The 24,496-nt window shown below is 63.8% G+C and carries 17 protein-coding genes; 10 read left to right on the top strand and 7 right to left on the bottom strand.

Annotated features, from left to right (window positions below):
• Positions 1 to 232 precede the first annotated feature (232 nt).
• Positions 233 to 1,192 (bottom strand): acyl-CoA desaturase, encoded by a 960-nt coding sequence (locus ACVW1B_RS19195; protein ID WP_225160270.1) that lies wholly within the window; start codon positions 1,190 to 1,192, stop codon positions 233 to 235.
• 161 nt (positions 1,193 to 1,353) lie between these two features.
• Positions 1,354 to 1,950, bottom strand: coding sequence for a hypothetical protein (locus ACVW1B_RS19190; protein ID WP_456780316.1), 597 nt, complete (start codon positions 1,948 to 1,950; stop codon positions 1,354 to 1,356).
• 169 nt (positions 1,951 to 2,119) lie between these two features.
• Here ACVW1B_RS19190 and ACVW1B_RS19185 point away from each other — a divergent pair, with 169 nt between their 5' ends.
• From ACVW1B_RS19185 to plsY, 4 genes are all read left to right on the top strand, one after another.
• Positions 2,120 to 3,271, top strand: a complete 1,152-nt coding sequence (locus tag ACVW1B_RS19185; protein ID WP_225160268.1) for a zinc-binding dehydrogenase — start codon at positions 2,120 to 2,122, stop codon at positions 3,269 to 3,271.
• Between the two features lie 119 nt (positions 3,272 to 3,390).
• A complete protein-coding gene (locus tag ACVW1B_RS19180) occupies positions 3,391 to 5,334 on the top strand; it encodes a patatin-like phospholipase family protein (RefSeq protein ID WP_456822039.1) in 1,944 nt (647 codons plus the stop codon).
• 58 nt (positions 5,335 to 5,392) lie between these two features.
• Positions 5,393 to 6,532: an amidohydrolase/deacetylase family metallohydrolase gene (locus ACVW1B_RS19175; RefSeq protein WP_456822038.1), complete on the top strand. Its 1,140-nt coding sequence runs from the start codon at positions 5,393 to 5,395 to the stop codon at positions 6,530 to 6,532.
• Between the two features lie 35 nt (positions 6,533 to 6,567).
• Positions 6,568 to 7,221, top strand: a complete 654-nt coding sequence (gene plsY, locus ACVW1B_RS19170; protein WP_456822037.1) for a glycerol-3-phosphate 1-O-acyltransferase PlsY — start codon at positions 6,568 to 6,570, stop codon at positions 7,219 to 7,221.
• 255 nt (positions 7,222 to 7,476) lie between these two features.
• Here plsY and ACVW1B_RS19165 read toward each other — a convergent pair whose 3' ends face one another.
• The 4 genes from ACVW1B_RS19165 to ACVW1B_RS19150 form a co-directional block, all read right to left on the bottom strand.
• On the bottom strand, positions 7,477 to 8,697 hold the full coding sequence (locus tag ACVW1B_RS19165) for an ABC transporter substrate-binding protein (protein WP_456822036.1): 1,221 nt from the start codon (positions 8,695 to 8,697) through the stop codon (positions 7,477 to 7,479).
• A 227-nt stretch (positions 8,698 to 8,924) separates the two neighbouring features.
• Positions 8,925 to 10,118 carry an aspartate kinase gene (locus ACVW1B_RS19160; protein ID WP_456822035.1) on the bottom strand — a complete coding sequence of 398 codons (1,194 nt, stop codon included), beginning with the start codon at positions 10,116 to 10,118 and terminating at the stop codon, positions 8,925 to 8,927.
• Positions 10,119 to 10,157: 39 nt separating this feature from the next.
• A complete protein-coding gene (locus tag ACVW1B_RS19155) occupies positions 10,158 to 10,775 on the bottom strand; it encodes a hypothetical protein (protein WP_456822034.1) in 618 nt (205 codons plus the stop codon).
• Between the two features lie 896 nt (positions 10,776 to 11,671).
• Positions 11,672 to 13,111, bottom strand: coding sequence for an IS1182 family transposase (locus tag ACVW1B_RS19150; RefSeq protein WP_253607763.1), 1,440 nt, complete (start codon positions 13,109 to 13,111; stop codon positions 11,672 to 11,674).
• Positions 13,112 to 13,610: 499 nt separating this feature from the next.
• Between ACVW1B_RS19150 and ACVW1B_RS19145 the strand changes: the two genes are divergently transcribed.
• The gene (locus ACVW1B_RS19145; protein ID WP_456822033.1) at positions 13,611 to 16,109 is read left to right on the top strand and encodes a hypothetical protein; all 2,499 of its coding nucleotides are present in this window, start codon (positions 13,611 to 13,613) and stop codon (positions 16,107 to 16,109) included.
• Between the two features lie 199 nt (positions 16,110 to 16,308).
• Entirely contained in the window at positions 16,309 to 17,661 is a 1,353-nt protein-coding gene (locus ACVW1B_RS19140) for a transposase (RefSeq protein WP_456822032.1), read from the top strand.
• A 463-nt stretch (positions 17,662 to 18,124) separates the two neighbouring features.
• Here ACVW1B_RS19140 and ACVW1B_RS19135 read toward each other — a convergent pair whose 3' ends face one another.
• The gene (locus ACVW1B_RS19135; RefSeq protein WP_456822031.1) at positions 18,125 to 19,735 is read right to left on the bottom strand and encodes an ABC transporter substrate-binding protein; all 1,611 of its coding nucleotides are present in this window, start codon (positions 19,733 to 19,735) and stop codon (positions 18,125 to 18,127) included.
• Between the two features lie 317 nt (positions 19,736 to 20,052).
• Between ACVW1B_RS19135 and ACVW1B_RS19130 the strand changes: the two genes are divergently transcribed.
• From ACVW1B_RS19130 to ACVW1B_RS19115, 4 genes are all read left to right on the top strand, one after another.
• Positions 20,053 to 20,511 carry a hypothetical protein gene (locus tag ACVW1B_RS19130; RefSeq protein ID WP_253608035.1) on the top strand — a complete coding sequence of 153 codons (459 nt, stop codon included), beginning with the start codon at positions 20,053 to 20,055 and terminating at the stop codon, positions 20,509 to 20,511.
• A gap of 247 nt (positions 20,512 to 20,758) precedes the next feature.
• Entirely contained in the window at positions 20,759 to 21,619 is an 861-nt protein-coding gene (locus tag ACVW1B_RS19125) for an FAD binding domain-containing protein (protein WP_253609983.1), read from the top strand.
• Between the two features lie 4 nt (positions 21,620 to 21,623).
• The gene (locus ACVW1B_RS19120) at positions 21,624 to 22,118 is read left to right on the top strand and encodes a (2Fe-2S)-binding protein (RefSeq protein WP_253608036.1); all 495 of its coding nucleotides are present in this window, start codon (positions 21,624 to 21,626) and stop codon (positions 22,116 to 22,118) included.
• On the top strand, positions 22,115 to 24,373 hold the full coding sequence (locus tag ACVW1B_RS19115; RefSeq protein WP_456822030.1) for a xanthine dehydrogenase family protein molybdopterin-binding subunit: 2,259 nt from the start codon (positions 22,115 to 22,117) through the stop codon (positions 24,371 to 24,373). The genes ACVW1B_RS19120 and ACVW1B_RS19115 overlap by 4 nt, the downstream gene beginning before the upstream one ends.
• Positions 24,374 to 24,496 lie beyond the last annotated feature (123 nt).

Genomic DNA, 24,496 nt, shown 5'->3' with positions numbered 1-24,496 from the left:
GACCGGAGCGGTTCGTCGGGTTGAGAACCACACGGACGAACATTGGGCGCCTGGATGGCGTCCGGTGTTCGTCGTGGGGATCTCATGCATGAGGCAGAAGACCAGAGCTTTCGTTCTCGAAAGGACTTCGATCCGAAAGGACTTGGGCTTACCAAACCAAGTCTGCCTTTTCCGACGCGGCGTATATAGCTGCGTGGCGTTCGATCCGCAACGGAAGATGCGCGGCTGCGGATTACTGGAACAATGCGCGGCCGCGATGTCGCGGCGCGACTGCATCGGCGTTGCCTGGTTCGTCGACGCGGCGCGCGCCCGGGCGGGGCGCAAGATTGTCCGGCGTCTTGATGTTGCTCGCGAGTCCTGCGGCTTCGAATGCCTTGATCAACCACCAGCCGAGGTCGATCTGACCCGGCAGCAGCCCGAGCTTCGCGGAGCCGGGATAGGCGTGGTGATTGTTGTGCCAGCTTTCGCCCATGCTGATCAGGCCCGCGATGCCGACATTGTAGCCCTGGGCCGCGACGCCTTCGATGATCCAGGTCTGTCCGCCCTTGCGATGCGAGTAATGACCGATCAGCCAGTGACCGGTGACGCAGACGGCGACGCGGACGCAGATGCCCCAGACCAGCCAGCTCCACGAGCCGATCGCGAGGAACAGGATCGCCCAGGGCAATTGCTGCCACATCCAGGTTCGCTCGACGAAGGCGTAGAAGGGGTCATCGGCGAGCCGCCGTTCGAGCCGGAATTCGGGCGGGTGTTTCAGCACCAGCGTGCAGTGCAGTTGCCACCACGCGTCGCGCCAGAAACCGGCGCGGTGGCAGGAGTAGTCGTGGCACGCCGTCTGGCGCTGCGCCCAGTCGCGGAAATCGTGCAGCCGCACCATGCCGTAGGGGCCGGCCATCCCGACCAGCGTGCCGAGATAGACGCAGAGCCGCTCCAGCCACAGCGGACAGTCGAAGCTCGCATGGATCAGGCGGCGGTGCATGCCGACCGAATGCCCGAAGCACAGCGTGATCGCGCTGGTGACGATGAATAATGCGAACGCGCTCCACGTGAACAGCAGCGGCCCGAGGATGATCGCGACCGCGGTCATGCTGCCAAGCCACAGCGATTTCGCCGGCGCCCATCGCACGCGCCCGTCCAGTGGATCGGTGCTGGCGTCCACGAAGATTCGCTCCGAGCCGGGTTGCGGCTTCATTCCGTCACCTGAGGTTGCATCGCAGGTTGCGGTGAAGCGATCGTCGCTGTCAATCGGCCGCGCACGTCCGTCATGTCGCAGCCCGTATTGGCGTCTGCGGCGGCTTCAGCCGGGTGGCGGCACCCGGCGGATCCGGGGTGTGCGGAAGCGGCGCGGTGAGGTTATTTGGCCTCGGCGTCCATTTCCGGTTCGACACCCGTTTCCGGTTCGACTGCCGCCGCTGGTGGTTCAACAGCCACGGCTTTCAGCACCTTTCGCTTCGCCGCGCGGACCTCAATCTGCAGCGGCGGCTGATAGGATCCGCTTGGCGGCACGAAGACGAAGGCATGGTGTCCATCGCCCTTGTTGAGCTTGAGAAGATCGTTGCGGAACTGATCGGCGACGACCTCGCCAACGAGGTTGCCGTTGAAGTAGATATCGATCGCGACCCTCTTGTCGGGGTGTTGGTTGTACAGCGCCCAGCCGGAAATCCTTTTTTCGTTGATGACGTCGACATGGCCGATGATCTCGCCATACAGGCTCTCGATGCCCGCCTCGATCACCTCGAGGTCGCTCCTGTAGATCGATCTCGTCACATCGAAGCTGAAATTCGCCGTATCGACGCATTGGTCGAGCAAGCCCTGTCGATGCTCCTTCATCCGTTGCAGCGTGTCCAGTTCGCCCAACTTGACGTACATGCCGACGATGCCTTCGATACCAGGATTCATGGTGTCGTTCCCCGCAATGCTACCAGCCAATTCGCCCTCGGCTGCTTTCACAATCGATGCCTCCTTGCGGAAATTACTCCGCCAGGACTAGAAGCGCCTCGTTCCGCCAAGGTCTGTCATGAAGACCTTCATGACAGGCCTTCATGACATCCCAATCGTCCTGACCTAAAGTCGGCTCGGCCGAACCCGGCCCAACGACAAGGACAGGGAGAGCGAACCGATGGAGCAGATCCGCGTCTGCACGCATGATGGACCTGGAGCCAAGCCGGTAATACGGACAGTGCCATGGCCGGAAATCGGCAAAAAGGCGGCCTTGATCAAGGTGGGCGCCTGTGGCGTTTGCGGAACCGATCTGCACATCCTGAAGGGACATTGGCCGAAGCCGTTGCCGTGGCCGTTCACGCTCGGCCACGAGCTCGGCGGCGTGATCGTGGAGTGCGGCGCGGAGTTCACCGAGGATTTCATGAGCAAGCCGCTGCAGGTGGGATCGAAGGTGATGATCCCGCCCTTGATGCCGTGCGGCCGCTGCTACTACTGCATCCATTATCCCGAGAGCGCCAACAAGTGTCTGACGCCGGTCTATTACGGCCGCTATCTCGGCTTCGACAAGGCGCCGCACATGTGGGGCGGCTGGGCTGAATATGTCTATGTCGATCTCGACATGCTGCCCGGCACCAAGATCTACAAATTGCCTGACGACATGTCGCTGCGGCTCGGTGCGCTTTCCGAGCCTCTGACCTCTTGCATCCGCGCCTTCAACCGCGCCACCCGCGCCGGCGGTTTCAGCTGGGGCGACACGGTGGTGATCCAGGGCTCGGGGCCGATCGGTATCCTCGCGGTCGCCGCCGCGCAGGAAATGGGCGCGGGGCGCGTGATCTGCGTCGGCGCGCCGGAGGCGCCGCGCCTTGCGCTGGCGCGCAAGTTCGGCGCCGAGGCGACCGTCGATATCGAGCAGCTCAAGACGCCGGAGCAGCGCATCAAGGCGGTGCGTGACATCGTCGGCGGTTTCGGCGCCGACCTCGTCATGGACTGCTCGGGCCATCCGACCGCCGGCCCCGAGGGCATCGAGATGCTGCGCGACGGCGGCACCTATGTCGAGATGGGGCAGTTCACCGATGCCGGCTCGATCAACACCTCGTGGCACCGCATCTGCACCAAGGATCTCAACGTGCTCGGCTCCTGGGGCTTTACCGGCAACGACCTGCCGCTCGGCGTCGACATGCTCTACCGCACGCGCAACAAATATCCCTGGCTCGACATGCAGACGATCTATCCGTTCACCGAGGACGGCGTCGCCCGCGCGGTCGCCGACGCAATGGCGATGAAGACGGTGAAGTCGACCATCGTGCCGTGGCCGGAATTGGTCGGGTGAAGCAGATCGCGGATGCTGCAAATCCTGCTGCAGTGCTCCCAAGGATTTGTGTTCAGGGTGCGGCCGTTTGGGCCCTGATATCGCTCGCCGGGACGATGGCCCGGCGCTAACATCGGATCATGCATTCGAACCGTGTGCCGCCGAGCGCGACGTTTGCGTGGGGAAACGTATCCGAGGACTTCGCGCTGTTCAGAACCCTCAGCGCGGAGCAGCGGCTGATCGCCTTTGGCGCAATGACCCGGCGCGACCTCGTGCGCGGCGAGCTGCTGGTCGAGCAGGGCGGCGCCTCCGACGCGCTGTTCCTGGTGCTGCATGGCGCGCTCGCGGTGTACCGGACCAGTCATCCCGAACCGATCGCGGAACTTCGCGCCGGCGAGTTGGTCGGCGAGATCGGGTTCTTTGCCAATATCCCGCGCACGGCCAATGTGATTGCGATCCGCGACACCAGCGTGCTGGTGTTGACGCGCGCCGCCTATACGACGCTGGCGCGGGAAACGCCCGAGATCGTCGAGGCGCTGTTGGCTGCGCTCGCGCGGCGATTTGCCACCGAGACCGCGCGTCTGTTGCCGCTCCGGGCGTCGCCGAAGGCGCGCACGGTCGCGCTGATCCCGGGCGGACGGGAACCGGTGCCTGCCGCCTTTGAGCGCAGGCTGCGCGAAGGCCTTGCCGCTGCGGGTGCCGAAATCGTCGACCTCGCGCGGGTCCAGGCGATGTTTCCCGGCCGCGCGCTCGACGCATCCGAGGTCGCCGACTGGCTCAACAGGATCGAGTACGACGCGCCGCTGGTGGCTTATTTCGGTGGTCCCGACGCATCGGAGTGGGCGCGCAAAACCATCCGCCAGGCCGATCTTGTCGTGTTCGCCTGCCGTGGCCATGCGCCGACGCCCGATCTGACGGAGATCGAACGCTTCGCCTGCGCCGTGCATCCGGCGTCGACGCGGCGCCTCGTCCGGGTTCATGACGTCAGGCGCCACGAAGTCAGCGGCACCGCGGCGTGGCTGGCGCGGCTGCCCTGCTTCATGCATCATCATGTCGCGCTCGAGGACCAGCTCGACATCGACAGCCTGGTTCGCTTCCTGTGCGGTCGCGCCGTCGGATTTGTCGCCGGCGGCGGCGGCAGCCTCGGCACCGCGCATGTCGGCGTCTACAAGGCGTTTCGTGAGCGCGGCGCGATGTTCGACATCTTTGTCGGCACCAGCGTCGGCTCGGCGATGGCGGCGGGCTTTGCCAAGAACTACGACGCCGAGCATCTCGAGCGCGGCACACATGAGATCTTCGTCTCCAGTCGCAGCTTCCGCCGCCCGACCTGGCCGCGCTACGCCTTGCTGGACCACAAGGCGTTCGATGCCGCGCTCGCCGATCAGTACGGCCACAATTGCCGGATCGAGGACTGCTGGCGGCCGTTCGCGGCGGTCGCGACCAATCTGTCGACGCACAGTCTCGAATTGATCCGCACCGGTCTGCTGTGGCACGCGGTGCGGGCGTCGAGCGCCATCCCCGGTCTGCTGCCGCCGTTCTATACAAGGGACGGCTCGATGCTGGTCGACGGATGCCTCGTCGACAACGTTCCGCTGGCGCAGATGCACCAGATGAAGAGCGGACCGAATCTGGTGGTCCATTTCGGAGACCCGGCAACCGAGATGTTCGACGTCGACTATGCCGCGCTGCCGGGGCGGCTTGAGCTGCTTGCATCGCTGCTGACGCCGTTCCGCAAGAAATTGCTTCCGGCCGCGCCGAGCGCCGTCAACGTGCTGTGGCGAAGCCTCGTTGCGCATCAGCGCTATGATACGCTGCCGACCACGCCGCTCGACATGGTGATGCGTCCGCCGACGCCCGACGGCATCGACGTCACCGATTTCGACCGTCATCAGGAAATCTTCGAATCCTCGTACCGCTGGGCCCGCGAGACCATTGCTGCCTCGGAGGCGGTGCATAATCCCGCCATTGCGGCCATCGTCGCGTCGGCCAACGGAGCGGACAAGGGATCGGACATGGTCGCCGACGAGGGCGCGGATCGCGCGACAACGACCGCGCCGGTTTCCCAACAGGCCCGGGTCGGTTGAGCGGCTTGCAGGCGCCGGCGAAGTCGACCATCGTGCCGGACCGAATCCGGAGAACACGATGCCTTTCGATTTGATCCTGCGCGGCGGACGGGTGATCGACCCGTCGCAGAAACTCGATGCCGTGACCGATGTCGGCTTTGCCGCGGGCAAGGTCGCTGCGCACGGCCGCGAATTGCAAGCCGATCCCGCCACCGAGGTCCGCGACGTCTCCGGGCTGATCGTCTCACCGGGCATCATCGACCTGCACACCCATGTCTATTGGGGCGGCACCTCGCTCGGCATCGACGCGGAGGAGTTCTGCCGCAACTCCGGCGTCACCACCTCGGTCGACACCGGCAGCGCCGGCCCCGGCAACTTTGCCGGCTTCCGCAAGCATGTGATCGAGCCGAGCCAGGTCCGCATCCTCGCCTATCTGCACGTCTCGCATGCCGGCATCTTCGGCTTCTCGGATCGCGTGATGGTCGGCGAAAGCGAGGAGCTGCGGCTGATGAATCCAATCGACGCGGCGCGCGTCGCCGACGAGAACCGCGACCTGATCGTCGGCATCAAGGTGCGGGTCGGCCTGTTCGCCTCGGGCACCTCGGGGCTGGTGCCGCTCGAGATCGCGCTCGAGGTTGCCGAGCAGGTCGGCATGCCCCTGATGGCGCATATCGACCATCCGCCGCCGAGCTATGAGGAGGTGCTCGCGCGCCTGCGTCCGGGCGACGTGCTGACCCATGCGTTCCGTCCGTTCCCCAACACGCCCGCGACCGCGCAGGGCACGGTGAAGAAGGTCGTCCTGGAGGCGCGCGAGCGCGGCGTGCTGTTCGACATCGGCCATGGCAAGGGCTCGTTCGCCTTCAGGACGGCGCGCGCGATGCTCGCCAACGGCTTCTATCCCGACACCATCTCCTCCGACATCCATCAGCTCTGCATCGACGGCCCGGCATTCGACCAGGTGACGACGATGTCGAAATTCCTCTGCATGGGGATGCCGCTGCCGGACGTGATCGCGGCGTCCACCGTCAATGCCGCGATGGCGTTGCGGCGGCCGGAGCTCGGCAGCCTCAAGCCGGGCAGCGTCGGCGACGCCACGCTCATCTCCGTCAGGGAAGGGCAGTTCGACTATGTCGATGTGGTCGGCGAGCATTTGACGGGCGATCGCAAGATCGCATCCGAAGGCGTCGTGATCGGCGGACGCTGGTGGCATCCGCGTTAGGATTGATCGCCGCCGCGGGCATCGAGGTGACTGGCATGATCTTCTGGATCGCGAGTGTGGCTGGACTGGCGATCGCCTATCTGCTCGGTTCGACGCCGACGGGGTATCTGGCGGGGAAGTTGCTGAGGGGCATCGATATCCGCCAGCATGGCTCCAAATCCACCGGGGCAACGAACGTATTGCGAACCCTGGGGAAGTGGCCCGCATTGGCTGTGCTCCTTGTCGACGTGCTGAAAGGCGTAGCGGCAATCCTGTTCGCCCGCTGGTTTTATCCCTGGTTGTACACCTTGCCATCCGTCACGCCGCCGGCAGCGCTTGATCCGCAAACCTGCGTGTCCTGGGCTGTCTGCCTGGCCGGGCTTGCCGTGTTGCTAGGGCACGGCCGTTCGATCTGGCTGAATTTCACTGGCGGCAAATCCGCTGCGACCGGGCTCGGCGTGTTGCTGGCGATGTCCTGGCCCGTAGGCCTCGGCGCTGCGGCGGCCTTTGGCGCTGTGGTGGCTGTCTTTCGGATTGTCTCCCTCGGCTCGATGCTGGCGGCATTGACGGCGATCGTCCTCGTCTGCGGCCTGGAGCAACCGTTGCCCTATCGCTTGCTGGTGATCGCAGGCGGCATCTACGTGATCGTGCGCCATCGTGCCAACATTCAGCGGCTGCTGGCCGGCACGGAGGCGCGGCTCGGGCATTGATAAAAGGTTCGGATTTCCTCAGGGAAGGCTGGTCGATCAATCCGATGATCCGACCTTGAGCGCTCCTGAGCGAAGTCGGTACCGGTGTGCGTGAAGAAAACGCGTTTGAACCATGGATATGGAATCCCGTTCCGATTCCATCGGAACGGCGCTCTAGAGCGTTTTCGAGCGAAGTGGATACCGGTTCGCGTTAAGAAAACGCGTCAAAACAAGAGCCTAGAGCCCCGTTCCGATTCAATCGGAACGGGGAAGGCTCTAGTCGGCGACGACCGGCCCGAAGGGCTGCCATCGCTCACCGGTGAAGCGCATCATCCGGAACTCCTTCACCACGCGATAGTCGGCGCGGCTGGTATTGATGGCGAGGCCGGGCAACAGCAGATCGAGTCTGACATCCTTCAGGCTCGCGGCCTGGCGCACGATGTTGTCGCGCGAGAGATCGTCGCCGCATTGGTGCAGCACGCGCACCAGCAGCTCGGCGGCGCTGTAGCCGTAGGTCGTGAAGAGGCTGTTCCGGTCGCCTTCCGGGTAGTAGGAGGCCATGAAGGCGCTCCATCGTTTCATGCCGGCATCGTCGGCCCAGGTCGGGTCGGTGGCTTCCTTGAACGAGCTCGCCGAAATCAGCCCGCGAGCGTGCTCGATCCCCGCCGGCACAAGCACCGCGTCGATCGAGGACGAGCCGACACCCAGCAAATGCAGCGGCTTCCAACCGAGCTCGGCGGTCTTGCGGATGGCCTGCGCGGCGAATTTCGGCGCGGCCATGTCGATCAGCACGTCGACCGCCGCAGCCTTGAGCCGGACCACCTGCGAGTCGATGGTCGGGTCCGTCATGTCATAGGGGGCTTCGGACGCCAGCACGGCCGGCGCCCGCGCGCCGAGCGCGTCCTTCAGCCCCGCGAGATATTCCTTTCCGCTCTCGTCATTCTGGTAGAGCAGGCCGATCCTGGCGTTCGGGTAATTGTCGAGAATGAAACGCGCATAGACGCGGATCTCGGTCCGCAGGTTCGGCGCGAATCCCATGGTCCAGGGAAAGTTGACGGGATCCTCGAACCGCATCGACCGCCCGCCCGCGAAGAGCTGGGGAACGTGGCGGTCGTTGAGATATTTCTGGATCGCGATGTTGGGGGCGTTGCCCACCGACTGGAACATGAACAGGACTTCGTCACTTTCGACGAGCTTGCGGACCTGCTCAACCGTCTTCGCCGGCGTCGCGGCATCGTCGTAGGAGATCAGGTTGATCCGGCGGCCGTTGATGCCGCCCCGCTCGTTGATCATCCGGAAGTAGGCGGCCTGCACCTTGCCGATGACGGAGAATACCGACACCGGGCCGCTATAGGGCATCGTCTGTCCTATCCTGATCTCGGTATCGCTGGCACCGGGATCGTATTTGCGGCCTTCGGCAAACAGGTCGGCCGCAGCAAGCAGACCGAGGCTGATGATCGCCACTCCGATTGTCGGCCTGAACCAGCCCTTGCGCATCGCGCGGCTCCACGGTCGGCAGTCATGATGGCGAGTCATCCGCGCACCGGGTTGTGGCAGGCGTGGTACGACCGTCGAGGAGGCGCCGGCGCTTGGCTGCCTGCTGCCGCGCAAGCATTCCCTCGTAACAGACTCCTAGCATTCGCGCGTGCAGGCGGTCTCGCAATGTCATCGGGCGTTTTGCCCGAAGCGGCGTGGAAATACTCCCGACCCTTGCCAAATTTCAACTAGATCAGCGAATGCAAGGCCATGACCGCGGCCTCACGGCTCTCCACCGGAACAAAGAAGCTTACTGAATGCGATGACAAAACATACTTGTCGGCGATGATTCCGTGACGTTGCAGAATCTGAACAGCCTTGTATGGCAGGTCCGAGGAAATGCCGCCGAAGCAAGTGAGGCTCACCGAACTCAGCGTCTCGCGCTGTTTGCGCAGGTCTTTGCTCCGATCCAGTGTGCGCAGCAACGCGTCGAGTGTTTCCGAATCGCAAGTCATCATGATGCGGGTTTTTTCGGCGGTGAAAGCCGAGGCGAGGAGTTGCGGCCAAGGCAAGCCATTTTGCTGGAGATGCTGCGCGAACTTCTCAAAGCCTTGATTGAGGTCCGCCGAATCGATCTCCACATGCTCGATGCGAGCCATCGAGTTGACGGCCAGGACTCTTCCGTTCTCCATGTCTGCGACCTCCTTCATCACTTGCGTGCTGTGTCGCGCGCCGCCCCACTTTCTCAGGACCAAAGGCACGTTTTGGCTGTGGGCCAGCTCCACGCTGCGAAAGTGCAGGACCTTGGCGCCCCAGAAGCACATTTCGGATAGGGATGCGAAATCCAGCTGACGCAAGGGTTTTGCGTCCGCGACGATGCGCGGGTCAGCCGAGCAAACTCCGTCGACCTCCTTGATGATCTCGCAGCACTCCGCCTTGAGCGCCGCAGCCATGGCGACCGCGGTGGTATCGCTGCCACCTCGGCCAAGCGTCGTGATTTCCTTGGTCAGCGGGTTCACGCCCTGAAAGCCCGCCAAAACCACGATGCGTCCACGATCGAGTTCTTCGCGCACGCGAATGGGCCGCACGTCCAGAATGCGTGCGGAGGAATGGGACCCGTCGGTCATGACACCGGCCTGACTGCCGGTAAAGCTGATCGCCGGCACGCCGAGATCAGACAGCGCCATGCTCATCAAGGACATGCTGATGCGCTCGCCGGTGGTCAACAGCATATCGAGTTCGCGGCGATTGGGATACGGGCTGACCTGATAGGCCATCCTGACGAGTTCATCGGTGGTCTTGCCCATCGCGGAAACGATCGCCACGACACGATGACCACGGCCATGCAAATCGGCGACACTGCTCGCGGCCGCGCGGATTCTTGCCGGTGTTTCGAGACAGACGCCGCCGTATTTTTGCACGATGATGGAATTGCTAGGCATTGTTGCCCGCGTCGTGTTGGAAGGCGCAGCTGAACCCGATCAGATCGTTCTCCCCTTCGACGCCTTTGCGGTCTTTGATCGTTTCGCCATGACCCGCACAGCGCCCCGGTCGCGCTTCTTGCGATCCGCTTCCGCGTGCTGAGCTTTCGTCCCGCCGCGGTGAGCGGCGTATTCCTTGCCGTCGATCGGCGCGACATGCGGTGGATCTCGATCGAGATACGGTCGCCCGATTCCAAAATCCGGTCCACGCGCATCGATCCATTTCCAAAGGGCCTCGGTGGAGACCCAACGCTCCGCCCGCGTCGCGCCTTTGACGCTCACGACATCGACGGCAAGCCCGTGGCCATAGCCGCCGCGGAAGCTCCCTCCATGGTATGACTTGTCGGACGCCGCCTTCAGGCCGCTCGCGATCGATTGACGGTAGTCATCGCGGAACGCGCTGGTGATGCCGGGCGCCAACCCGGCCTGCTCCGCCGCGTAAAGTGCGTGAAACAGCTTGAGTTTGAAGTTTCGATCCACCCCTCCAATCACGTAGTCGATCATCGGCATGCCCACTCGTTCCGCCGCCTTCGGATCTTTCCACGTGAAATCGTTATCGACGCGCCTGGTGAACGTCCTGGTGACAGTCACCGTCTTGCGCTTCTTCTTGACGGTCACTTTCCGCTGCTCTTGTACGCTGATGGTGTCTTGCTTCGGCGTCCGCTGGTAGAGCGCCCACAGGTACCGGTCGATGCAGACATCGACGACGAGGCACTCCTCGAAAATATCCCAGGGGTCTCGCGGCCTCCTCGGTGTCACCAGACACTGGAGGCGGGCTCGCCGTCGCCGCTTGCACCGGCGATGTTTCGACCGGCAGCGTCTGCGACGAATCCGGCAAGGCAGCCACGACGATTGACTTCGGCTCGCTCGAGGTTGCTGTCGCATCAGGGGGCGTCGCCGGCACCGATTCAACCGCCATCGCCGCATCGGCGTTGGCGACAGCGTTACCCATGACGCCTGCCTGCGGCGGGGCCATCGTGTCGGACGCCGGCCCCGTTAGGGGTTCTGCAGCCATCGCTGCTTCAGCATTCACTTTGGTGACGTTGTCGACTGCCGTGGCCTGTCGCGTATCAGCCAGTTCGGCGTTGGCGGCGAGAGATGGTGCGAGGTCCTCGATGGACACTGCGCCGCTGTTCCCGATGCCGGCAGAGCCGGCAAGCCAGGCAAAAAGCCAACCTGCGAGAACGACCGTCCCGCACAACTCCGGAGTCGCAATTCGCCGCGGGTTCATCACCCCGTAGCCTCCAAAGGCTCGATCCGAGCCCTGTTGCACCGCCCAGCACGCGACGGCATCGATCATTCGGATCAAAATGGAAATGCGCAATGGGCGGAAGCCGTAGGCGCTACGCTTTTCCAGAAAGTGTTGCCCGACCGCAACGCGCGGCCGCGAGCAACCCGACACGGCGCGTGCTGCTGCGTTCGGTGATTTTCACCAGCGATCGAGCTCTGATTTCCGCTCTGGGTCTTGGTCGTGTAAAAACGCCAGTCCCGAGGCAGTCGGGACTGGATTGGTGTCATGCCGCGATCGCAGCCATCAGCGGCTTGATCCCGACGATGTTCATGACCCGTGTCAGATTGTAGGCCAGGACGGAGAGCGCCATTTCGGCCGCCACTTTCGGAAGCGTTTTGGTGAGGAAGTGTGTCGCTCCCATGCGGGCCTTCATGGTGCCGAACGGATGCTCGACAGTTTCGCGGCGCTGACGCATGGCGTGCGGGCTTGCATCAAGGCGCTGCTGCACAGCCTCGAGCAGATGCTCATGCTCCCATCGCGTAATCCGCCGTTCTGACCCAGGCGTGCATTGGGTCTTGAGCGAACAGCTTTGACAGGCCGTGGTCCAGTAGCGCCGCAGCACCTTGCTGTCTTCTTCATTCGTATAGCGATATGATAGCCGCTCCCCGGCCGGGCAGCGATAGACGTCCTCCTCTGGCAAATAGGCAAAGTCCTGTTTACCGAAGCGTCCGTCTGCCTTAGCGCCGGACGTTAGCGGTTTGGGCAGAGTTACCGTGATGCCCGCTTCGTGGCACGCAAGGATCTCTGGGCTGTTGAAGTAGCCGCGATCGGCTACAGCTTCGAGCGTCTCAGTCTTCAGAACAGCCTTCGCCCGCTTGGCCATATTGGCAAGTTGTGCCCGATCCGAGCCGCTGTTCGTCACCTCGTGCGTCACAATCAGATGGTGTTCGGTGTCTACGGCGACCTGTACGTTGTAGCCGACAACACCAGAGCCGCGCCCGCTCGTCGCCATCGAGCGGCTGTCGGGGTCGGTCAGGGAGATTTGCTGGTCGGGTGACGCAAGCATCTGCTTCTCGTAGACGGCAAGCTTGCCCATTTCCTCCTTCAGTTTCGTCAGCTTCTCGGTAAGCCTCGTCACCTTCGTGGCCAGGGCCTCGGTCGGCTCCTGGCGGTCGGCCGTGTCAAGTTGGCTCAGATAGCGCGCGACGCTCTCCTCCAACTGAGCACGCCGTCGCTCCATCTTCGCGCGCGTGAAGTTCCTGTCCCGGTTGTTCACGGCCTTGAACTTGCTGCCATCGATGGCGACGCTCGCCGTCGCCAGCAGACCCATCTCTCGGCAGAGTTCGACGAAGCGCGCACATACCCTGCGCAGCGCCAGGCCGTTGTCCTTGCGGAAGTCCGCAATCGTCTTGTGATCGGGAGCGAGCCGACCCAGCAGCCACATCACCTCGACGTTGCGCCCGGCCTCTCGTTCCAGCCGCCGGCTCGACTGTACCCGGTTCAGATAACCGTAAATGTAAAGCTTCAGGAGCACCGAGGGATGGTACGACGGCCGACCGGTGGCCGCCGGCTCCACACCCTCAAAGCCCATCTCAGCCAAACCGAGCGCATCGACAAATACGTCGATCACGCGAACAGGGTTGCTCTCGTCAATGAAGTCATCGAGGCATTCGGGCAACAGCGACCGCTGTCCACGATCCGCCTCTTCAACGAAGCGCCTCATCGATTCCCCCAAAGAATCACAGGAGAATCATAACAGCAGCCCAGCGTTTTCACACAGCCAGGGTCAAAGGCGCCGTTTTAGCAATCAGTCGGGTACTTCCGGTCTACCCCAATGAACGGACATCTTCAGAGCCGGTCGCCATATCTCAAAGGTGCTACTTCCAGGATTCGCAGCACGCCTCAGAAGTAGACGTTCGCGTTACGCGGACCGGCCGCGACACCACCTGTTATCAGGCCCTGCGCAGGACATCGCCGCTGGTGGCAGATATGCGCCACTCACGATGAACATGCTGCCGCTCGGCGCCCGCGCTTGAACTCCTAAGCCGTCCCTGCCGGCCAGGCTGGAGACCCAGCTTGCGTACTTTCAAGATTCCGCTCTACACTCTTGGAGTGTATCTACACGCTAAAGTATTCACAAGTTGTGTCTCGCAATTAACGGGACATTAACCTGCGGGTCAAGCGCGTACCGTGGCCTTGTCGGACAGGAGTGGACCAGCCCCATGTGGAAAGACCCCATCAAGAGCACGCCTTCGATCATCCAGACCGATTTCGGGCCCTTCGGGCAGAGCCTGCCGGGGGACGGTGAAGCCTATTGCGGCCCGACGTCGATGGTCATGGGCCTTTACTGGCTGTCGGCAAACGGCTTCACGCAGGTTGCTCCTGTGGTCTACGATGGCGAAGACGACCCCGTGGCGATCAACCTTGAAAGGGTGGTCGCGGGCTTGGTGCGGACGTCGAGCGAGAGCGGCAGCTTCGTGGACGGCATGACGAGCGGGATGGCCGACTATCTGTCGGCCTGCGGAATCGGGCCTGATCTCTATAATTTGACGAGCACTTCTAATCCGGACCTCGCGTGGCTTGCCGATCAGTTGGCCACGAACGTGTCCGAGAGTCCGCAGACGATCGTCTTGGCCAATTTCGCGGTTGGCTGGTATTCCGTTTCCCAGACGACGAAGGGATACATGGAAAATAACGGCGGCCACGTCCTCGCGCCGCTCACGGTGAACCTGACGGGCGGCACGATCACCATCAACAACGCTTTCCCCGCCTCGTTCGAGAACGTACCCAACCTCCCGTCTAGCAATCCGCAGACCGTCCAGATCGCGCAAATGCCCAGCGGATGGACGCTGGAAAATCTGCCGCTACCCTCCGAAGACTACAGCCAGGTCGTCACCGACGCGCTCACCGGGTGGGGCGTCTACGCCGTGCTCTGGCAGGGGCAAGCTTGGGCGATCTCGCCGTCGGCGCTGCCCTCGACATCCGGATATGAACCCAGCACTTGGACGATCAACCAGCCTAAGGTCATCAATACGAACGGCGGCACGCTGACCGTCGTCGCGCCGATCTCCGGGCTGGGCGGCCTCCACAAATACGGCGAAGGCACGCTCCTGCTCACCAACACGAACCAGCTGATAGGACACAACACCGTAGGCGCTGGGACGCTGGCAAGTACCCGGACATCCGGCACACCATTTGGCAGCTTCAGGGTGACGGTGACGAACGGCGGAATACTCGAGCTTCGTTCGGACGGCGCGACGGTCGATGTGCAGATCGCCTCGGGATCTCTGGCGACGTTCGTCATCGGCTCTACGGGAGGCGCCTTGCAGCTTTTCGGAAGCGGCAACTATCGCGTCGTAATCGGGGGCAATGACGACGGTACCCTGACGAACATTGTCCGCAACTCCGGCGGAACTCTTGTTATCGTGCCGGGCGGCGGCATGGCCCAGCTTGGGCTGACGCAACAGGTGTTCGTGGCAGGAACGGGAGCAAACCTGCCCGTCGTCATGAACGGGATCGTCGCTCCCTACATTCTCGGAGAGGACGACGACGCGGCCAGCTCGGGCAAGTTCCTGACCTATTCGCCCTCCGAGGGCTTCGCGAGCGCGGCGACCGTGTCGTCGACCAATGTCAGCATCAACGATGTTCCGGCCGATGCCGTCTACGAGGTCGTCGACAGCCAGGCGGTCGAGAGCGGCGGTGTGCCGCAGGTGGCGGCGCTCGAAGTGAACGGCGGGGCGATTACGGGCGGCGATGCGAGCATTCTGGTCGGAAGCCAGGCGAGCGGCGACGCCGCGGGCCTCATCATGAACGGCGGCAGCATCGCTACTGCGAGCCTTTCGTTCGGCGCGGCAGAAGGCCTGATCTACACCAATGCTACCGGCGGTAGTTCGCAGATCGCAGCCGCCATCGAGGGATCGGCGGGCCTGACGATGTTCGGTCCCGGCACGCTGACCCTGAGTGCAGACAGCAGCGGCATGCTTTCCGGTCTGATCAGGGTCAATGGGGGTACGCTGATTGCCGGCGGTACCGGTGGATCAGCAACGGGTGCCGGCGAGGTGCTGGTATCCTACGCGGCGACGCTGGAGGTCGCCGGCACGGTGACCGGCGCGGTTGTTGTCGGCGAGTCGGGCACACTGTTCATGAACGGTGGGACGGTCTCGGGCCCGGTCACCATTGCAGCGACCGGCACCGATTCGCCTGCTCCCGGCGGCACACTACAAGGGAGCGGAACAATCAGCGGGACCACCTCAATCAGCGGCATCATCCAGGCAGGCCCGCAGGCTGGCCTAATCACGTTCACCGGCGAGACCACTATGACCGGCGACGCGAGCTTCTATTGGCGGCTGCAGAAGCTCGTGGACGATGCTGATCCCGGAGCCGGACCTGGGATCTACTGGAACGCGCTGCAGTTCAACTCGCCGGATACGAACCTCGGCACCAAGAATGCACCTCTCTGGCTCTTCCTCGATTTCAGCGCTCTCGACGGGGACCCGGACGGCGGCAACGCGTTCTGGAAGAAGCCCCATACCTGGACGCTCTTTACCTACGCAGCCGAGGCCGGCTACTTTTGGCCGGCGGGCGAGAACTTCTCGTACCAGTCCGGGAGCTTCAACACGGTCTTCGACAACTGGGTCGTGTCCCTGCAGTGGAAACCGGCCGCCTCGCCGCAGAGCCTCCCGGAGCGATGGCGCGCGAACGCTCGTGCGAGAAGCCGGTAACCGACCCGCGGCAACTGGATAGCCGTGCCAGTCTGTGCCCAAAATTGCGCGCGCCGGGGGACTTCCGCTTTCCCCCGATGGCGGCCACAGAGCGGATATCGCTGGATGTCTCGAACGGGCGGATTCCGTTGAAAAAGACGGCTGTTGCGACGCAGTGATATCAGTGATTCAGTCTGTCTAGTTGGCAGGACTGAAGATCATGATGGGGCATCGACAAGTCGACCAGGCTGCTTTGTTCTATGAGTTCTCGCTCGAAAGACATATCCTCGCCGACCACTTGCTCCGGTCGATCGACAGGTTTGTCAACCTTGAACGGGTCAGGCAGGAGCTGGCGCCTTTCTACAGCAGGATCGGCCGACCTTCGATCGATCCCGAGCTGATGATCCGGATGCTCCTGATCGGTTACTGCTTCGGCATCCGATCGGAGCGGCGGCTGTGCGATGAGGTCCACCTCAATCTGGCCTATCGGTGGTTCTGCCGGCTCGGTCTGGATGGGGCGGTGCCGGATCACTCGACATTCTCCAAGAACAGGCATGGCCGCTTCCGGGAGAGCGACCTCTTCCGTCACGTGTTCGAGAGCGTCTTGTGCCGCTGCATCGAGGAGCGACTGGTCGGCGGTGAAGGATTTGCAGTTGATGCGAGCCTGATCAAGGCCGATGCCAATCGGCAGAAGGGGATCGAAGGCGACAAGGGACTTCCGCCGGAGGCTGCCGGCCGAGCAATCGATGAGTATCTGGCTGTCCTCGATGATGCCGCTTTCGGAGCCGCGACCGAGGTTACCCCGAAGTTCGTGTCGCCCTCCGACCCGGCGGCGCGCTGGACGGGGGCGCACGGCGGCCAAGCGTTTTTCGCCTACTCGACGAACTACCTGATCGACATCGAGAATGCGATCATCGTCGATGTTGAGGCAACGACGGCAATCCGGCAGGCGGAGGTGTTGGCCGCCAAGCGCATGATTGAGCGCTCGCTCGAACGGTTCGATCTTTATCCGAGCCGGCTCCTCGGCGACAGCGGCTATGGCTCGGCCGAGATGCTCGGCTGGCTGGTCTATGAGCACGGCATCGAGCCGCACGTTACAGTCTTCGACAAGTCGGCCCGCACAGATGGGATCTTCTCGCGCGACGACTTCGCCTATGACCATGCTGGGGACATCCATCGTTGCCCTGGTGGCAAAGTTCTTACCACGACCGGAACGTTGGTGAATGATGGTGCCACCATGCTTTACCTCGCCAGCAAGCGCGATTGTGATCGATGCGCATTGAAGGCTCGGTGTTGCCCCAAGCAGGCTTCACGGAGAGTGCCGCGCTCGATCTATGAGGGCGCTCGCGACATGGCGCGCCAGATCGCAAGGTCGTGGGAGGGAGGCACCTCGCGCCGGCTCCGCAAGAAAATCGAGATGCTGTTCGCGCACCTCAAGCGCATTCTCAAGCTCGACCGTTTGCGTTTACGAGGCCCAAACGGCGCGCGCGACGAGTTCATCCTCGCAGCCACCGCCCAGAACCTTCGAAAGATGGCCAAGCTGATCCCGATGCCCAGCCCGAGGCTCGCATAGGGTCGGTAGAGCAGTTCGGCCACGTCGCGACGGAGCTATTACAACGAAAACTGCCGGCCTTTTTCAACGGAATCGGTCAAAAGCAGTGGACGACGATCCAGCATGGCAATTGCTGCGTCGCCGTCGGAAGCGGACTTTTGTGAGCCCACGCCCTCGTTATCGGCAAGGCTGGGGTGCTGCGAATGATGCGCAGTAGCAGCCAATGGTTCGGCTGGAGGGGGAGGCTGATTTCGGAATATTGGAAATATATTCCTGATTTGCCCGACGTGTCAAGTTGCCCGGTCGAACGTGCCCGGTCGAACGCCGGCAGCCGCCGGCTACTTTGCATGGGGTTGTTTTCGATATTTTGCGGCGCCCGCAAGGGGGAGCAGTGAAGCGCCTCGGCGGTGAAACGATGAACCTTCCGACGTGCCTCGGCTGGTCCAACGTTGATCAGCGGCGCGTGTCGCTTGCGCCGCCGATCCTATTCGGTCTTGTCGACGTTCCAGAACACCGGCGGCGCCGGGCCTTCCAGCACGCCGGTGAGCGATTTGCGCCAGGCGCTCGGCAAGCGGAACTGGCCGAGCGGGATATAGATCACCTGCTCGTAGGCTTGCTTTTGAATCTCGACCGCGACCTTCTTCTGCTCCTCGGGCGAGGTGGCGCGCGCATAGGCGTCGCGCATCTGCTCGAGCTTGGCGTCTTCGGGCCAGCCGAACCAGGCCCGCTTGCCGTTGGCGGCGATCTGGTTGTTGACGATCGGGTTCATCACCTCGGTCGCGCCGGTGAAGGTGAAGAACAGGTTCCAGCCGCCTTCCTTGGGCGGCTTCTGGCTGGCGCGGCGGCTCACTACGGTCTGCCAGTCCGTCACCTGCGCGTCGACGTTGAAGCCGGCCGCGCGCAACAGCTGCGCCGCGACCGTCGGCGGCCCCTTCAGCGTCTGCACGTCGCCGGGGATCATGATCACGACGGGCGTGCCGTCATAGCCCGAGGCGGCCAGCGCCTTCTTCGCCTCGGCCATGCCGTTGCCCTTGATCAGCGTCTCGGCGCCGGCGTCGCTGGCGAGCGGCGTGTCGCAGGCGAAATAGGAGCCGCAGATCTCGTAATATTTCGCGTTGCCGACGGTGGCGTCGAGCACGTCCTTCTGGTTCATCGCCAGGAATGCGGCGCGGCGGACCTTGGCGTTGTCGAATGGCGGGTGCAGGAAATTCATCCGGCCCTCGATCTGGAAGCCGAACTTGTTCAGCACGGCCACGGTGAGGTCGGAGTTCGCCTCGAGCACCGGCAGCAGGTCGACCGACGGCTGTTCCAGGAAGTCGATCTCGCCGGATTGCAGCGCGTTGATCGCGGTCTGCGCGTCGGGCATCGTGACCCATTCGACGCGATCGACCTTCGCGACCTTGCCGCCCGACAGCCAATCCGGCTTGTCCTTGCGCGGCACGTAGTCGGCGTTGCGCTCATAGACGGCCTTCACGCCCGGCTGGAATTCCGCCTGTATGAATTTAAACGGCCCGCAACCGATCTGCTCGGCGATCTGCTTGCCCGGCGCCGTCTCCGCGAGCCGCTTCGGCATCATGAAGGCGACATAGGAGGAAGGCTTTGCCAGCGACTCCAGCACGAGGCCGTACGGCTCCTTGAGCTTGAGCACGATCGTCTTCGGCCCGCTCGCCTCGAGGGAAGCGGTGAATTCGGCCAGCTTCTGCGCCATGCCGTCGACGGCGGTCCAGCGCTTCAGCGAGGCGATGCAGTCCTCCGCGGTGACGGGCGCGCCGTCATGCCATTTCAGGCCGTCGCGCAGCGTGAAGGTGTAGGTGAGCTTGTCGTCCGCGATCGTCCAGTCCGCCATTTGCGGGCGGACCTTGAAACTCGAATCGATGCCGAGCAGTGTGTCGTAGACCATGTAGCCATGGTCGCGGGTGATGTAGGCGGTGGTGAAACCGGGATCGATGATGCGCAGGTCCGAATGCATCACGGCGGTGATGGTCTTGCCCTTGCCCGCGGCAAGGGCGCGCGATGACAGGATGGCCGGCGCCGCGATGGCCGGCGGTACGCCGGCCGCAAGCTTGAGGAGCGTTCTGCGCGAGAATTCGACCATTCGCCGTCTCCCGATCTGTCATTGCGCCGGCATGCTTCACCAATCCGTTGTTGAAAGCAAGCAAGAGCCGCGCCATCGCGTTTGGTCCGGTTGCGAGGTTGCGCAGCCGTGTGCGCTCACTGCTTGAGCAGGTCGCCGAGCAGGCGTTGGTTCCGGGCTTCGCCGCGAGCAGCACGCGCCGACGAGGTTGAGGAGGACTTAACCGGCTGCTGACACTTGTATCGCCTGGGTTAGCCGGGGTTGGACACCTTTCCGGTAGCTTGCCTGATGAGTATTAGGCGGTCGAACCGCCGCGTCCCTTTGAGAGGCAAGACGCCATGCGCCGCGGTCTGCTCGTTCTTCTCATGTTCATCGGCATGGCAGTGTCCGGTCAGGACGTACGCGCCGCGGAGTTCGGCACGCGATACAGCTATCAGCAGCTGCAGGACCTGACCGAGAAGGGTCCCAAGGGCGAAGCCCTCGCGCTAGGCTATGTGAGCCTCACGCACTCCTTCATCCTGCCCTACAAGATGACGGGCTACTATGCCCTGATGGTCAAGGGCTCCGGCAGAGACCTCAACGGCCGCCCGCTCAACGTTTACCACGAGCTCTCGCAGGAGAAGATCGAGCAGATGCAGCGTGCCGGCGCGCTGCCCAATCCGCTTCCCCCTTACCGGCGCACGATCTTCGAATACATGTTCGGCTATGTGTTGTGGTGGTGCATTCCGGCGGCGCTGCTCATCATCGGGATGTTCTCGATGCTTGGTATCGGCTCCGGCAAACGCGGTCAGGCCTGACCGATCTGGTTGGCGGCCTCGTCGCGGCCGGTCGCGAGCGCCACGAAGCATAGGCCGCGCGCCGCCGCCGGCACGCACAAGTCCGCATCCTGCATAGGAGCCTGCGCTTCCTGCCGCACCTCGCAGGCTGTTCGGACCCCGATCCGCCGTGTAGGCTCGCGGTCTGCCGGCCAGCAATAAGGCCACATCCCGCAAATCCTAAGGGAACAAGCAGTCGAGGGAGACCGAAAGAACCGTCATGACCGATATCCGATACGTAGCACCGCGCACGCTTGACGAAGCGATTGGCGCATTTGCTGCCGCCGGGAGTGCCGCCCGCGTTATGGCAGGGGGCACCGACTTATTGGTGCAAATGCGCTCCGGCCTGGTGCGGCCGGGACTGATCGTCGACATCAAGAAGATCGGCGAGATGACCGAAATCAGCGAAACCGCCGATGGCGGTTTCCGCGTGGGTGCCGCCGTCTCCGGCATGGAGCTCGCCGAGCATGCGCGCTTTGGCAAGGTATGGCCCGGCGTGCTCGAGGCCGTGAACCTGATCGGCTCCAAGCAGGTGCAAGGCCGCGCTTCCGCCGGCGGCAATCTCTGCAACGGCTCACCGGCCGGCGACAGCGTGCCGGCGATGATCGCGGCGGGTGCCGTCGTCACCGTGCAGGGTCCGAACGGCCGGCGGGACATGAAGGTTGAGGATGTGCCGGCCGGACCTGGCCGTACCAACCTCAAGCCGGGCGAGATCCTGGTCAGCTTCACTTTACCGCCGCGGCCGAAAGGCTCGGGTGACGCGTACCTGCGGATGATCCCGCGCACCGAGATGGACATCGCGGTGGTCGGCATCGGCGTCAGCCTGACCTTGAAGGATCGCGTCTGTACCGCGGCCCGCGTTGGCCTCGGTGCAGTGGCACCGACCGCGCTGCTGGTTGAGCCTGCCGCCCAGGCGCTGATCGGCTCGAAGCTCGACGATGCCGCGCTCGAAGCCGCCGCTGCCGCGTGCCGCGCCGCCTGTCGTCCGATCGACGACAAGCGCGGCACCATCGCCTACAGGACCAAAACCGCCGGCGTGCTGCTCAAGCGCACCGCCGCGATCGCCGCCCAGCGCGCGGGAGGACACTAGCACCATGGCGAAACTGCACGTCACCACCTCAGTCAACGGCGAGCCGGTCGAGTTCCTGTGCGAGCCGTACGAGACCATGCTCGACGCGCTGCGCGGGCAATTGGGGCTCACCGGCTCCAAGGAGGGCTGCGCGTCCGGCGATTGCGGCGCCTGCTCGATCACGCTCGACGGCCGCCTGGTCTGCTCCTGCCTGATGCTCGCGGCTGAGGCCGAGGGCCACGAGATCGGGACCATCGAGGGCATGGCCAAGGGCGATCGGCTGCATCCGCTGCAGCAGAAGTTCCTCGAGCATGCCGCGCTCCAGTGCGGCATCTGCACCTCGGGCATGCTGGTCGCCTCCGAGGCGCTGCTCGCCAAAAATTCCAACCCGACCGAAGAGGAAGTCCGCTTCTGGCTCGCCGGCAATCTCTGCCGGTGCACCGGTTACGACAAGATTGTCCGCGCGGTGATGGAGACCGCGGCTGAAATGCGGCAAGGAATGGTGGAGACCCGCCCATGAACGTCGTCAACAACAAATGGATCGGCCAGCGCACCATCCGGCCCGATGGCGTCGACAAGGTGACCGGCCGCGCGGCGTTTGCCGCCGACACCACCATGCCCGGCATGATCTGGGGCAAGGTGCTGCGCAGCCCGCATCCGCACGCCCGCATCAGGTCGATCAACACCGCCAAGGCCGAGGCGCTGCCCGGCGTCAAGGCGGTGGTCACCTCGCGCGACATCGTCGACTTCACGATCGAGAAGGGCGCCGTCATGCTCGGCATCCAGGACATGCGCTGGATGTGCCGCAACGTGATGGCGCGCGACAAGGCGCTGTTCCCCGGCCATCCCGTCGCCGCCGTCGCCGCGACCACGGAGGCGATCGCGGCGGAAGCCTGCAAGCTGATCGAGGTCGACTACGAGGTGCTGCCCTGGGCGATCGAGATCGACGACGCGCTGAAGGCGGATGCGCCGATCCTGCACGAGTTCAACAGATTCGAGGGCAAGCCCTCGAACATCATGGGCCGCCTCGAATCCAAGAAGGGCGACATCGCGCAGGGCTTCAAGGATGCCGAAGTCGTCATCGAGCGCTCCTTCACCACGCGCCCGGTGCACCAGGGCTATATCGAGCCGCATGCCTGCCTGATCTCGGTCGCGGCCGACGGCAAGACCACGATCTGGTCGTCGAGCCAGGGCCAGTTCATGGTGCGCGCGATGACCTCGATGCTGACCGGCATCCCGCAGAGTGACATCCGCGCCATCCCCGCCGAGATCGGCGGCGGCTTTGGCGGCAAGACCATCGTCTATCTCGAGCCGCTCGCGACCTTGCTCGCCAAGAAATCCGGTCGCCCGGTCAAGATGGTGATGACGCGCGAGGAGGTGATGCGCGCCACGGGGCCGACCTCGGGCTCGAAGAGCACGGTGAAGATCGGCGCCAAGAAGGACGGCACCATCGTCGCCGCCCATGGCAGCTTCTATCTGCAGGCCGGCGCCTTCCCGGGTTCGCCGATCCGCGGTGCGGTCGGCTGCAGCTTCGCGCCCTACGACATTCCGCATGTGCTGTCGGAGGGGTTCGACGTCTGCTCCAATCGCTCCAAGGTCGCGGCCTATCGCGCGCCCGGCGCGCCGATCGGCGCCTATGCGGTGGAATGCGTGCTCGACGAGCTTGCCGAGGCGCTCAAGATGGACCCCTTAGCGCTGCGGCTGAAGAACGCGGCGAAGGAAGGCACCAAAGCGGCGCACGGCCCGGTGTTCCCGCGCATCGGCTATATCGAGACGCTGGAAGCCGCCAGGAACCATCCGCATTATGCCGCGCCGCTCGGCAAGCTGCAGGGCAGGGGCGTCGCCTCCGGCTTCTGGTTCAACGCCGGCGGTGAATCCTCCGCGCAGGTCAACATCACCGAGGACGGCAACGTGGTCGTCACGACAGGGCATCCCGACATCGGCGGTTCGCGCGCCGGCATCGCCAATATCTGCGCCGAGCTGCTCGGCATCGACTACAAGCGCGTCTCCGTCATCATCGGCGACACCCAGACCGTCGGCTTCTCCAACCTGACCGGCGGCAGCCGCGTGCTGTTCGCCTCCTCGATGGTGGTGACGCAGGCGGCCGACAAGGTGATCGCGACCTTGCGCGAGCGCGCGGCGAAGGTCTGGGAGATCGACCCTGAAGCCGTGAAGTGGGAGAACGGCGCCGCGCATCCGGTGAGCCCGAATGCCGGCCAGTTCGAGCCGCTGACGCTCGCCGATCTCGCCGAGAAGGCGCCGTCGCAGGGCGGTCCGATCGGCGCCAGCGTGCAGCTCAACACCCAAGGCGCCGAGGGCGGCTTCGGCACCCATATCTGCGACGTCGAGGTCGATGTCGATCTCGGCATCGTCCGCGTCGTTCGCTACACCGCCGTGCAGGATGTCGGCCGCGCCGTGCATCCGAGCTATGTCGAGGGCCAGCTGCAGGGCGGCGTCGCGCAGGGCATCGGCTGGGCGCTGAACGAGGAGTACATCTACAACAAGGACGGCAAGGTCGATAATCCCGGCTTCCTCGATTATCGCATGCCGGTCTGCTCCGACCTGCCGATGCTCGACTGCGCGCTGGTCGAGGTGCCGAACCCGAAGCATCCGCAGGGCGTCAAGGGCGTCGGCGAGGTGCCGCTGGTGCCTGTGATGGCCGCGGTCGCCAACGCCGTCCACAACGCGCTCGGCAAACGCTTCTACAGTCTGCCGATGTCTCCGCCGAAAGTGTCGGAGGTGCTGGACGCACCGACGCAGCAGGCCGCGGAGTAGGGAACGTAGGGCGGGTTGCGGTTCGCAAGCCGCCCTGCGGTTCTACAGCGGTTACCGTGTAGCCCGGATGAGCGAAGCGATATCCGGGGGAGAGCTTCCCGCATGTCGGTTCGCTCATGCGGG

The sequence above is a fragment of the Bradyrhizobium sp. USDA 4502 genome, assembly GCF_054063355.1.
This window is presented reverse-complemented; position numbering and strand designations above follow the sequence as displayed.

Bases quoted from the DNA above. Each gene is read 5' to 3' on its own strand.
- plsY (WP_456822037.1), top strand. From the start codon at position 6,568: ATGATCTTCTGGATCGCGAGTGTGGCTGGACTGGCGATCGCCTATCTG.
- ACVW1B_RS19140 (WP_456822032.1), top strand. From the start codon at position 16,309: ATGATGGGGCATCGACAAGTCGACCAGGCTGCTTTGTTCTATGAGTTC.
- ACVW1B_RS19160 (WP_456822035.1), bottom strand. From the start codon at position 10,118: ATGCCTAGCAATTCCATCATCGTGCAAAAATACGGCGGCGTCTGTCTC.
- ACVW1B_RS19150 (WP_253607763.1), bottom strand. From the start codon at position 13,111: ATGAGGCGCTTCGTTGAAGAGGCGGATCGTGGACAGCGGTCGCTGTTG.
- ACVW1B_RS19180 (WP_456822039.1), top strand. From the start codon at position 3,391: ATGCATTCGAACCGTGTGCCGCCGAGCGCGACGTTTGCGTGGGGAAAC.
- ACVW1B_RS19135 (WP_456822031.1), bottom strand. From the start codon at position 19,735: ATGGTCGAATTCTCGCGCAGAACGCTCCTCAAGCTTGCGGCCGGCGTA.
- ACVW1B_RS19185 (WP_225160268.1), top strand. From the start codon at position 2,120: ATGGAGCAGATCCGCGTCTGCACGCATGATGGACCTGGAGCCAAGCCG.
- ACVW1B_RS19120 (WP_253608036.1), top strand. From the start codon at position 21,624: ATGGCGAAACTGCACGTCACCACCTCAGTCAACGGCGAGCCGGTCGAG.
- ACVW1B_RS19165 (WP_456822036.1), bottom strand. From the start codon at position 8,697: ATGCGCAAGGGCTGGTTCAGGCCGACAATCGGAGTGGCGATCATCAGC.
- ACVW1B_RS19115 (WP_456822030.1), top strand. From the start codon at position 22,115: ATGAACGTCGTCAACAACAAATGGATCGGCCAGCGCACCATCCGGCCC.
- ACVW1B_RS19195 (WP_225160270.1), bottom strand. From the start codon at position 1,192: ATGAAGCCGCAACCCGGCTCGGAGCGAATCTTCGTGGACGCCAGCACC.
- ACVW1B_RS19145 (WP_456822033.1), top strand. From the start codon at position 13,611: ATGTGGAAAGACCCCATCAAGAGCACGCCTTCGATCATCCAGACCGAT.
- ACVW1B_RS19130 (WP_253608035.1), top strand. From the start codon at position 20,053: ATGCGCCGCGGTCTGCTCGTTCTTCTCATGTTCATCGGCATGGCAGTG.
- ACVW1B_RS19175 (WP_456822038.1), top strand. From the start codon at position 5,393: ATGCCTTTCGATTTGATCCTGCGCGGCGGACGGGTGATCGACCCGTCG.